The 8,418-nt window shown below is 63.7% G+C and carries 9 protein-coding genes; 5 read left to right on the forward strand and 4 right to left on the reverse strand.

Annotated features, from left to right (window positions below):
• Positions 1-534, forward strand: a 534-nt coding sequence (locus JMJ56_RS31835) for an integrase core domain-containing protein (protein WP_202835893.1), incomplete at its 5' end; no start/stop codon positions are given.
• A gap of 118 nt (positions 535-652) precedes the next feature.
• Positions 653-808: an IS66 family insertion sequence element accessory protein TnpB gene (gene tnpB / locus JMJ56_RS31840; protein ID WP_328702521.1), complete on the forward strand. Its 156-nt coding sequence runs from the start codon at positions 653-655 to the stop codon at positions 806-808.
• A gap of 132 nt (positions 809-940) precedes the next feature.
• Here the strand turns inward: tnpB and JMJ56_RS31845 are convergent, their stop codons facing one another.
• Positions 941-1,462: a hypothetical protein gene (locus JMJ56_RS31845; RefSeq protein ID WP_202835895.1), complete on the reverse strand. Its 522-nt coding sequence runs from the start codon at positions 1,460-1,462 to the stop codon at positions 941-943.
• Between the two features lie 576 nt (positions 1,463-2,038).
• Between JMJ56_RS31845 and JMJ56_RS31850 the strand changes: the two genes are divergently transcribed.
• From JMJ56_RS31850 to JMJ56_RS31860, 3 genes are all read left to right on the forward strand, one after another.
• Entirely contained in the window at positions 2,039-3,004 is a 966-nt protein-coding gene (locus tag JMJ56_RS31850; RefSeq protein WP_202835896.1) for an IS5 family transposase, read from the forward strand.
• A 75-nt stretch (positions 3,005-3,079) separates the two neighbouring features.
• Complete coding sequence (locus tag JMJ56_RS31855) at positions 3,080-3,526, forward strand: TonB-dependent receptor domain-containing protein (protein WP_202835897.1); 447 nt, start codon at positions 3,080-3,082, stop codon at positions 3,524-3,526.
• A gap of 201 nt (positions 3,527-3,727) precedes the next feature.
• Positions 3,728-4,150 carry a TonB-dependent receptor domain-containing protein gene (locus JMJ56_RS31860; RefSeq protein ID WP_268885188.1) on the forward strand — a complete coding sequence of 141 codons (423 nt, stop codon included), beginning with the start codon at positions 3,728-3,730 and terminating at the stop codon, positions 4,148-4,150.
• Positions 4,151-4,694: 544 nt separating this feature from the next.
• Here JMJ56_RS31860 and JMJ56_RS31865 read toward each other — a convergent pair.
• The 3 genes from JMJ56_RS31865 to JMJ56_RS31875 all read right to left on the reverse strand — a co-directional run bounded on the left by JMJ56_RS31865 (position 4,695) and on the right by JMJ56_RS31875 (position 8,199).
• Positions 4,695-5,324, reverse strand: a complete 630-nt coding sequence (locus JMJ56_RS31865) for a ferric reductase-like transmembrane domain-containing protein (RefSeq protein WP_202835899.1) — start codon at positions 5,322-5,324, stop codon at positions 4,695-4,697.
• A gap of 41 nt (positions 5,325-5,365) precedes the next feature.
• A complete protein-coding gene (locus tag JMJ56_RS36315) occupies positions 5,366-5,674 on the reverse strand; it encodes a peptidase associated/transthyretin-like domain-containing protein (protein WP_202835900.1) in 309 nt (102 codons plus the stop codon).
• Between the two features lie 977 nt (positions 5,675-6,651).
• Positions 6,652-8,199: a carbohydrate porin gene (locus tag JMJ56_RS31875; RefSeq protein ID WP_202835901.1), complete on the reverse strand. Its 1,548-nt coding sequence runs from the start codon at positions 8,197-8,199 to the stop codon at positions 6,652-6,654.
• Between the last annotated feature and the right edge of the window lie 219 nt (positions 8,200-8,418).

The raw sequence follows: 8,418 nt of genomic DNA on the forward strand, positions 1-8,418 counted from the left end.
GCCATCGACCGCACCTCGAAGTTTGCCTTTGTCGAACTGCACGAGAAGGCCACGCGCCGTATCGCGGCCAACTTCCTGCGAGCGCTCGCCGCGGCGGTTCCATACACGATCCACACCGTGCTCACCGGCAACGGCACGCACTTCACCGAGCCCACCGGCGATGGCTGGACGCCTCAGGACATCAAGCAGATGCTGGCCAGCAAGCAGCCATTCCTCTGCCATGCCTTCGAGTTCGCCTGCGCCGAGCTCGATATCGAGCACAGGCTGACCAAGCCTCGACACCCTTGGACCAATGGTCAGGTCGAGCGCATGAACCGCACCATCAAGGATGCCACCGTCAAGCGGTTCTACGACGAGAGCCACGACCAGCTGCGTCAGCACCTCACCGACTTCGTCGCCGCCTACAACTTTGCCCGTCGGCTGAAGACCCTACGCGGCCTCACCCCCTACGAAGCCATCTGCAAAGCCTGGACAGAAGAGCCGTCCAGGTTTATCCATGACCCGCACCACCAAATCACGGGACCAAACATCTAGCTGCGACATGTGTCTTGCAACTGCTGAGTTGTTTGCGGGCATGATCATTTACCGGCCAAGCGAACCACACTCTGCTTGCTGAGAATGAACCTCAACTTCCTGATGTGATCTGAACCGGATCTGGTTCGCGGCAGGCCACACCGACATGCAGCGCGGCATGAATGGCCTCGCAATGCAGATGCCGCAGGCGCTCAAGCGTGATTCCCGTGTCAGCGATCTCAAGGTCTTTTGTGGCCGCCGCGGCAACCTGCTGAACGTTGTTGGGTACAACTGAACGAGCTCGGTGCATTGGCTGCCGCCATCAGCCAGAGTGTTGCCAAGATTGAAGGCACAGCCAGGGAGAATACCCGCCCCTGCCATCCTGCGCCACGCCAAGGCGGCCCCCGAAGCCGCCCTTGGCACATTCTTACTCGACGCTGCCGGTGCCTTCAGACGAAGCACCATTCATCGAGTCGCTATCTGGCGCGGTTTGGCTGACCGCCGGAGAGGCTTCCGGGGCAAGCTTTTTCCGAGCGCTGAGCCGACGCGGGGCGGCCTTCTTTGGCGGCGGAGCTTCCACAGCAGCTTCAGGTGCGACACGAGGTGACGCCGGACGTTTCGTGGCCTTCGGTGCAGAGGCTTTATGTGCCTTGGCCGACCGTGCCGGTTTAGCATCCGCGGCCGGGGTCTTGCGGGCGTTTGCAGTACGCGACGACGAAGCTGCTCTGCGAGCCGTGGGCACTGCCTTGCCGCGGGCAGACTTGGCCTTTTCTTTTTCCCGGATGGCCTTTGCCTTGTCTTTCCGGGCTGTCAGCTTCTCCCGGATTGCGGCCAGCGCCGCCTTTGCGACCTGAGGCCTGCCGGCGTCAGGCGTCGAATCCAAAGTCTCAAAGAAGGCTTTGATGACTTTGTTAGTGCCGCGTGGAGCGGATGTTTCTGACTTCGCCATTGACGTTGTTCTCCTGTCTTGGCTGATATAACATTGTTTCGCCGCGCCTACACGAATCTTCGGTGCTCTCACAATTTCCTGGCTCGCATCGGCTACGACGTTCCATGCAAATGAGATCGGGTTTGCGTTGCTGGTGCTTCCCGGCCGCATACCTTGGCACACACGGACGCTGCCATATCAACGACACTTAACAAGTCAGCCAAGAGGCAGACAGCGGGATACCTTGGCCGGATGGCAGTCCATGAAGGAGTTGAACTGAATTAACGGCGAAGGCCGAATACGCCACCTATTGGCAGGACAGGCATAGGGCCAGATGCCGTCTGCCGAGTCGCGGTACGACCTGCTCTCCCTCCTACCCCAGCAGGTTGCCGCCTTCACTCGGCCACCGCTTTAACACTGATTGCCGCACCGGACACCGAACTGGCAGTGCTCGTCTGGAAGATTGGCGGCGAAGCTGGTCTGATCGCCGCTGGTGCCGTCCCAGTGGGAGCGACCTTGGTGCATGGGTCGCCCGGTTGGGCATCCTCGGGTACGCTGCCGTGAGGGCTAACCTCGACGGCTAATGAGGCGCCCGCCATGCCGTACAAGGCTAATGCCGACCGCCGGCACCGCATCCCGAAGCAGCGGCACCGGGTGACGAACTGGCCCTCCTACGGGGCTGGTCTGCGCGCCCGCGGCAGCTTCACCGTGTGGTTCACGGCGGAGGCAAACAAGGTGTGGCTTGCTGAGCGTCGTACTGGCCGTGGTGGTCAGCCCCGCTACTCCGCCCTGGCGATCACCACGGCGCTGACCCTGCGGGCGGTGTTCCGCCTGGCGCTGCGCCAGACGGAAGGCCTCATCGCCTCCATCATCGCCCTGCTTGGGCTCGACCTCGCCGTGCCCGACCACAGCACCATAAGCCGCCGGGCCGAGACGCTAGAGGTGCCGCGTCCTCGCCCTGGGCGCGAGCCCGTGCACCTGCTGGTGGACAGCACGGGATTGAAGCTCTGCGGCCCCGGCGAGTGGCTCGTGGACAAGCACGGCACGAGGGCGCGGCGCGGGTGGCGCAAGCTCCATCTCGCCACCGACGCCGACACCGGGCGGATCGTCGCGTTGGCGCTGACCGACAAGGATACCGATGACGGCTTGCGGGTCGGGCCTTTGCTCGACCAGGTTGGCGGACCAGTAGCGTCCTTTACCGGCGATGGAGCCTACGACCAGGACGACGTCTACGCCGCTGTTGCCGCGCGGCATCCGGCGGCCGGCGTCATCGTTCCACCCCGATCGAGTGCGGTACGGAGCGATACAGCTAGGACCGAGCCGACGCAGCGGGACCGACATCTGCAGACCATTGCCGAGCGCGGCCGCATGGGTTGGCAGCGGGCGTTAGGGTATAACTGGCGCGCCCTTGTGGAGGCCGACATCTCGCGGTGGAAGCGCGTCATCGGCGATGGTCTACGCTCGCAGACCGACAGGCGTCAGGAAGCCGGGGTTGCCGTCGCCGCCGACGTGCTGAACCGCATGCTCGAGCTCGGACGCCCGGAGTACGTCCGCCTCACATAAACCCAGATCAGGGTAGGACGCCATGCGCCCACACCCGCGAGCCATGTAACACGGTGCCAGCTGGCCTCAAGGCTGGTGAACCGCTTCGACTATATCGAACTTCTTCACAATCAGGAGCAGTACGGCAACCGGCTGGATGCCTCGCTGCGGCGCACCCTGTTCGGCATGGACAATACGCTGACCATCGGGACCGACGTCAACCGCGTCACCTTTGGCCGCACCAGCAACTCGCCCTATGGCGGCTCATCCGATGTCCCTTTGACGGGCTTCGATCCGGGCCGCTTCATCAACCTGGCCGGCACCTGTCCGCGCGAAAGCAGCACGACCAATCAGGTATCGGTCTTTGCCGAAGATCGGCTGGCACTGACGCCCAAGGTCGCCCTGGTCACCGGCATGCGGTTCGACAGCATCCACCTGACCCGCCGCGACCTGGTGCAGCGCACCAGCAACGAGAGGAGCTTCAACCAGCCATCCGGGCGTGCTGGCCTCGTCTACCAGCCGGTGGCGGATGTCTCGCTCTAGGCGCAGTTCTCCGCTGCCTCAGATCCCGTCGGCTCGCTGCTTACGCTCTCACCGGCCCAACGCGATTTCGATCTGGCTTTAGGCAGACAGGTCGAGGTCGGCGTCAAGCAGGTGCTGTGGAACGGCAGGGCAGAATGGACCCTGGCTGCTTATGAAATCGTCAAGTAGGGGCTGTTATCGAACAGCACCAGCAACCCCGATCTGGTGCAGCAGGTCGGGCAGCAATCGTCACGCGGCGTGAAGTTGGCGGGGGCGGGAGATTTGGGCCGCGGTGTTCGAATTAACATCAACGGCACGGCCGTCTCCTACGCTGGGAAGGTGCCGGTCCAAGTGCCGCAAGTCAGCGCCAAACTATGGATGAGCTGGAATTTTGCGCCGGGCTGGGAAGCGCAAGGTGGCGTGCGCTTCGCTGGGCAGGCCTATACCGATTATGCCAACACACAAACGCGGCCCGGTTACACCGTCGTCAGTCTTGGCTTTAACTGGCAGCCGCACCCGGCGCTTGGCTTCAGCGCGAGGTTGCAGAACGCCTTCGACGAAACCTATGCCACGATCTACTACGATGGCGGCTACCTCCTGGCGCCACCGCTGACGGCGCACTTCGCCATGCGGGTCGGGTTTTGAGGGCGCTGGTGCACGGATGCGAGTGAGTAGACGGTGCTGGCTCCGCCCGATCCGAGATAGGGATGCGAGCCGAAACCGGCCTCGCAGCCCGGATCATGCGGTTGAGCACCATGGTAGCCATGACGACTTCGCCTTTGTGCAGGCAAGAGGCGGGCGCGCAGCTTCGGTCCGGCGATCATTTTTAATCTGCTGACCGCGGTTTCCGTGAGACTGCGCCGGCCGTAGCTGTTCGCTCTCCACCAAAACCCTGCGCCCCTTCTCAGCAATGAGCCGGATGTGGAAATCCCGTTAACTTCACACCCTGGCATCGTCGGTGCTCGGCACTGACGAGGCACGCGGCGGAATGACGACGTTCAGCAGTCGATCGAGCTGGTGACTTAGGATCCGGTGGCGAACCTTCACGATATGATTGCGGCGAGCGGCTGTGTCTGAATGGCACACCTGACAACTTAACAACTCAGCCACGGCCGGGCTACTTGCGTCACCGCCGCGAGGCCGGCGAGACCCCATTCGCAAGCCAAGTGGGCATGTCGTCGGCGCACCGTCATCGTTGCAGGGGCCGCCGAATCTCCGCTCTGGATGAGACCCGAGGGCGCTGTGAACCATTCCTCCAGCGGACTTTGGCAAGGAGGGGCAGATCGATCACGACCTTCACCACGGCCGCCACTACCAGGGCGGAGAGCGCCGCCTTTGACACGAGCCCCATGGTTCCGTCGATCAGCATCGCGTGGACGACGCTGCCCACGACGATCACCAAGGCGAGGCTGACATGGCAGAGGCGCCAGACCGTCAGCCTCCATCTCAGCCGACCGCGCAGAGCGGCGAGCAGCGCGGAAGCGAGCACCGCCCAGGTTGCGGCCACGCCCCACGCGGAAAACGGCGTCGGCGACTGCAGAAGGAGGGCGTCCACGACGTCGGGCGGACTGGTCAGCCACAGGGCCCCGACATGGACCGCCACAGCCGCCACAAGCCCGGCGCCCACCCAGGCATGCACTCGCCGCCCAAGCCGCAGGCGCAACCCCGGCAGGTATCCTCCAGCGAGCAATGGCTGGAGAAGGAGCAGTCCTAGCGCGACCACCCCCGCGAGCCCGGCCGCGATGTAGACTGGATCGCGCCATGCCAGCAGCGGACTCCGCGCCGCGACGGCGACCGGCAAAGCCAGGGCGGCGGCCAAGGCCGCCCAGATCAGAACCGCCCGTAGGGACCTCACGCCGGTCACGCCCGTCGTAGAACGAAATCCGCACTCAGCCTTGTGTCGCTGGCGCTCCGCATCACGGGCCGGAGGAAGACCGTCTCGAAGCCGTTGTTATCGTGCATTGCGTCGTAGGCCAAGTGCCCGTGCGCCTGCCCGAAGGCGGGGATGATCTGCGGCATCTCCATCCGGAACACGCCATTCACGTCCGTCAGTGTGGCGCCGTGGCTGTGCGGGTCGCGCTCGTGCCCTTCCGTCGTGTGCGCCCAGATCTGGATGCGCACACCTGGCAGCGGGGCGCCGTCGCCCGCGCGCCGGACGGTGCCGGTCATCAGGAAGCCACCGCCGCCGATGCGCCCAACGAGAGGTGCGCCGGGCAGGTAGTTATTCGCACCACCTCGCATCGTGGAAGTCGGGGCGAGACCCTGCGCCCGTAGTGGGCCGACAAGGCCGGATGTGGCGGTCGCGCCTGCGGCGAGGAGGAGGATGCGGCGTGCTTTGAGTATTTGAGCCATCGTCGTCTGCCCTTCCGGCCATAGTGGACGTCCTCGCCAATCTGTTTCGCTCCCTTGATTGGAAGCGGCAAGTCGCGTCGGATCGGCGCCTAAGCCGATGATGTGGGGAAGATATTTCACTCCGTAAAGCGCTCCTCCGCTTCCGGGCATGCGGTTTGGCGGCGGGGGATATGCGCTCATAGACCGCTCGTGACTCAGGGCGCCATCGCGCCGTCGGAGCGCGGCACCGCATTGTTTGCTCTGCCGGTCTACGTCCACCCCGCAAACGGTTTAGCAATGTCCACCCGACTGGCAACACTCAGCCTCATGGTGATTGCACCCAAATCGCCTTTTAAAATGCTATATCGCTGAGGAACTTAGACACCTCTGGTTTAGGTGGAATTTCATCGTTTAAGCTTGGTCCGTAAACAGTTTTCTTTATTTCGTCTTATGCAACAACGGCCAGAGCGCCTCATTGGCAATCGAGCGCGGCTTGGCCGACCTCGCGCTGCTGTTCGATGCGGGCTGTTATCGGCTGTCATCAGCGGCGACGCTGTCATCCTGATCGCGTACGGACCGGGTAGCCGTTAACGAGACAAACGCGGCCGCTTCGCCGGCCACATAGGTGGGTGCAGCGCTATCGAACTACTTTGCCGGCGATGGCTCACTCTGACCCAAGCAGGTGAGACACGGAGATGGACTTCTCCGGAAACACACAAGGCCTCTGGATATGGTAAGCTGTCCTACTCGTCGCCGTGGTTATCCTCCTCGTCCTGGCGGGGTGGAACGGTCAGGCATTGGGCGGTTGGTGCCGCTCAGTAGAGTATCCGCGTCCGCAGCCCCACGACGAGCGCGTTGCGCCCAGGCCTCTCGCTCGGATTCCAGATATGCGTGACGATAGGTTGAAGGTCGAAGCCGGGCGCAATCTCGGCGAGGTAGGTTAGCTCCAGGTTGGTTTCGGAGGTGCGCCGGCCGGTCGAGGCGTCGGGATCGAGACGTAGGAGATCCTGGTCGAAGCGGCGCACACCGGCTGAGTAGCGCGCATGGATGACGCTGAAGCCGAAACGGTCATGGGGCCGCCCGGGTACGAGATTGGCAAAGACCATCCCGCCATCGAAGTAGAAACCGATCGTGCTGCGGTCCGATGGGGCGACGGAGATCCGTCCAAATAGCGAGATGCCTGACAGCGCGTCGCCGCCGGCGGGCCGCCAGAGCTGCTGGTCAAGTACGGCGTAGAGCCCGCCCGTGCCCCGACGCCGTAGCGGCACGCCAGAGCCCGAAGGGTCAGCGAGGAGCGAGCCATCGGCGGCGCGACGCTGGTTGTCGAAGCGGCCTAGATGTGCCCAGCCGCCGAGCCGGACGGTACGCGCAAGGCCATTCTCGCTTGCTGCCTGGTTTTGCCGAAAGCGCGCCTCTGCGAAGAACAGCCCCGGGTCCCGCACGCGGAAGTCGGTGTTGTACCGGTTGCGGACCTGGTCGTCATCCTCGCCGGTGCGGGAGACACGACCATTGAACAATGCCGCACGGAAGTTGAGCTGGTCGTTTGGAACGACTTGCACCATTACGCCAGGGGTCGCCAATGGAAAGGCTGGCCCACCGCCTGGCAGGTTGAGCGCGCTGATCGTCGGGAAATCGCTCTGCAGGAACATCGGCGACAGGTCGGAGAAGAAGAACTCCACATCGGCCGCAAGCTGGCCTGCGCGCAGTCGCACCAAGCCGTTGGCGATGCTTTGCTCGAGCCACAGCTCGGAAAGGCGGATGCGGGGCATGGCCTCGATGGCGGCGATGGTGTTCACGCCGCCGACGTAGTCGCGCCGGATCCGGCCGGTGTTGTGAATGAAGAAGCCGTTCGCATAGGCGCGCAAGCCATGAATACCAGCAAGACGGTCGAAGTCTACTCGGAGCGAAGGCTCGAACAGGCCTTGACCGATCCAACCCCGCCGCTGTCCGCCTCGTACATTGCCAAGCGCGTCAGCGATGTAGGAGAGCCGGAACTCGATGCCGCGCTCCGAGAGGCGCTTGACCATACCGGCGGGGTCGCCGCCATCAGGCAAAGCGTTCCGAAGGGTTGAGGTGGTCGGCCCGTCCGAGCGCGGGCCCTGTTCCTCGATCTGCGCCCAAGCTGGGCTCGCCGCGAGTGCGACGAGCACCGCGAAGCCACGGAGTAGGGCGTGTCGGAGGTAGGATGCGGCGCTGGCTGAACCGGAAATCCGCTTGCTCATTGGCCACTTGAGACTCACTGCCCTAGTAGGAGCTGTATCCTGATGCAGCATGTTGTCGGCGGTTCGAGCCATGTGCCACAACCGCTCGCCGAGGCGCTTCAAGCTGAAGGTTTGCCCGAGGTGGCGTGCGATGTTTGTCACTCTGAGAACCTTGCAGCGAACGGCGTTCCGGGCGGACCCCAGTGACCTTCGCGGTCAGCACATGCCGCCGCATGATGGTGTCGGAAGCTTTGGTCCCGTGGTTTCAGTGGCGTGGTCATCGTATCCTCGGATCAGCGCTGCACTAGCAGGCTGCTGAAAAGCCTGCCTGCTGCGTGGGAGTAGGCCATTTATTGGCCTGGTTGGGCGTCTGACGCGGCG

Origin of the sequence: Belnapia arida (assembly GCF_016773205.1) — a bacterium.
Classification (GTDB): domain Bacteria; phylum Pseudomonadota; class Alphaproteobacteria; order Acetobacterales; family Acetobacteraceae; genus Belnapia; species Belnapia arida.

Excerpts from the sequence above, each read along its gene's own strand:
- JMJ56_RS31850 (WP_202835896.1), top strand. The coding sequence starts at position 2,039 with ATGCCGTACAAGGCTAATGCCGACCGCCGGCACCGCATCCCGAAGCAG.
- JMJ56_RS31845 (WP_202835895.1), bottom strand. The coding sequence starts at position 1,462 with ATGGCGAAGTCAGAAACATCCGCTCCACGCGGCACTAACAAAGTCATC.
- JMJ56_RS36315 (WP_202835900.1), bottom strand. The coding sequence starts at position 5,674 with ATGACCGGCACCGTCCGGCGCGCGGGCGACGGCGCCCCGCTGCCAGGT.